The organism is Mesorhizobium sp. M7A.F.Ca.ET.027.03.2.1 (assembly GCF_003999175.1).
Lineage (GTDB): Bacteria > Pseudomonadota > Alphaproteobacteria > Rhizobiales > Rhizobiaceae > Mesorhizobium.
This window is the reverse complement of sequence record NZ_RZOM01001073.1, coordinates 1-2,121: the sequence shown is the minus strand read 5'-3', so window position 1 is coordinate 2,121 and position 2,121 is coordinate 1. Positions and strand designations below refer to the sequence as shown.

Sequence of the window (2,121 nt, the reverse complement as noted above, 5' to 3'; positions counted from 1 at the left end):
CGACGCCGTTCGCCAGTTTCGCCGTTGCCGCGTGTCTCTGCCTGGCGACACTGTGGCCGCTGGCGCTCGCAGGCGTCTTTGCTTCACCCTTCCCAAAGCAGGGGCTCGCCGCCACTTCGCTGCTCATCGGTCTGGTGTTCCTGGGCCGCGGCATAGCCGGCTTCACGCCATGGTGGCGGCGGCTGGCGCCGGAACAGCCTTTCGCGCGGCTCGATGTCCGCTATTATTCGCCGCTGTGCCTGTCGATCGGGCTCGGCTTTGCCATCCTCGCCATCACGGAGTTTCCCGCATGACACAGACAAATGGTCCGCTGCGCGTCGGCATTGGCGGCCCGGTCGGTTCGGGCAAGACGACGCTGACCGAAAAGCTGTGCAAGGCGCTGCGCGACGAGTTTTCCATCGCCGTCGTCACCAACGACATCTACACCAAGGAAGACGCCATGATGCTGGCGCGGCTGCAGGCGCTGCCCGAGGATCGCATCATGGGTGTCGAGACCGGCGGCTGCCCGCACACCGCCATCCGCGAGGATGCGTCGATCAATCTGCAGGCGATCGCCCAGATGAACAGGAAATTCCCGGATCTCGAAATCGTCTTCATCGAATCCGGCGGCGACAATCTTGCCGCGACCTTCTCGCCTGACCTCGCCGACCTGACGCTCTATGTCATCTCGGTTTGCCAGGGCGAGGAGATTCCGCGCAAGGGCGGGCCGGCGATCACCCGCTCCGATTTCCTGGTGATCAACAAGAGCGATCTTGCTCCTTACGTAAACGTCAACCTCGATGTCATGGAGAGCGACGCCGGCCGCATGCGCGGAAAACGGCCGTTTGGCTTCACCGACCTGTCGCGCGGCAAGGGGCTGCAGGAGGTGATCGATTTCATCATCGAGCATGGCGGCCTGCGAGCCGGCGCTGCCGCTGCCAGCACGGCGGCGTGAGACAGCTATCCCTGCACCAACCAAAACCGGTTGCGGGGATCGACTGGCCACGGCATTCTTGCCGAAACCGGAGGATTTTAGGATGAGCATCGCCCGCCTGCAAAAGGAAACGCTGACCAACCTGCCCTTCTATGAGGAGCGCGTCGATCTCGCCTGCGCCTTCCGCTGGACGGCACGGCTCAATATGCACGAGGCGGTCGCCAATCATTTCTCGCTGGCCGTCAATGACGACGGCACACAGTTCCTGATGAACCCCAACCAGGTGCATTTCTCGCGCATCAAGGCGAGCGACCTTCTGATGATCGATGCCAACGATCCAGAAACGCTCTCCGGCCCCAATGCGCCCGACCCGACGGCGTGGGGACTGCATGGTGCCATCCATCGCAATGTGCGCCACGCGCGCTGCGTCATGCATGTGCACTCGATCCACGCCACGGTGCTGGCATCGCTCGCTGACTCGACACTGCCGCCGATCGACCAGAATTCGGCGATGTTCTTCAATCGCCATGTCGTGGACGCGCATTATGGCGGGCTGGCCTTCGAGGAGGAGGGCGAGCGCTGCTCGCAGCTTCTCGTCGATCCCAAGGTCAAGGTGATGGTGATGGGCAATCACGGCGTGCTGGTCATCGGCGACACGGTCGCCGATGCCTTCAACCGCATGTTCTATTTCGAACGCGCCGCCGAGACCTACATCAAGGCGCTGTGGACCGGCCGCCCGCTGCGCACGCTTTCCGATGCGATCGCCGAAAAGGCCGCGAGCGAGATGGACGACTATCCCGGCCAGGCCGAACGCCATCTCAGCGAGTTGAAGGCGATCCTCGACGAGCAGGAACCGGCCTACCGGAATTGAGGACCCTTCTCCCCGTCACTATACGGGGAGAAGGTGCCGGCAGGCGGATGAGGGGCGGCGCAAGCCCCGAAAGTGTGGGACGAACCAAAACTCGGCCTGACCGTGATCTCAATACGCCATGGAAAGCGCCTTCATTGTCAATCGCGGCGCCGCCCCCTCATTGCCCTGCCGGGCATTTCTCCCCGTATAGTGACGGGGAGAAAGACGTTGTTGTCCGAACCGGATAGATAGGTAACAGAATGGACTGATTAGATGGGTGACAGTTTTCTTGTCCGCCGGGAGGACCGGCGATGGTTTGGCGAGAGACTGGCATCATGGATGAGCGGCTTCGGTTTGT

Annotated in this window: 3 protein-coding genes; all 3 read left to right on the top strand. The window is 62.3% G+C overall.

Annotated features, from left to right (window positions below; all coding sequences use genetic code 11):
* Nucleotides 1–293 (top strand): DUF3995 domain-containing protein (locus EN750_RS31300; RefSeq protein ID WP_145968092.1); only part of this gene is annotated, 293 nt, incomplete at its 5' end.
* A complete protein-coding gene (gene ureG, locus EN750_RS31295) occupies nt 290–934 on the top strand; it encodes an urease accessory protein UreG (protein WP_127399018.1) in 645 nt (214 codons plus the stop codon). The genes EN750_RS31300 and ureG, both read left to right, overlap by 4 nt.
* An 82-nt stretch (nt 935–1,016) precedes the next feature.
* Entirely contained in the window at nt 1,017–1,784 is a 768-nt protein-coding gene (locus EN750_RS31290) for a class II aldolase and adducin N-terminal domain-containing protein (protein WP_127399017.1), read from the top strand.
* Nucleotides 1,785–2,121 lie beyond the last annotated feature (337 nt).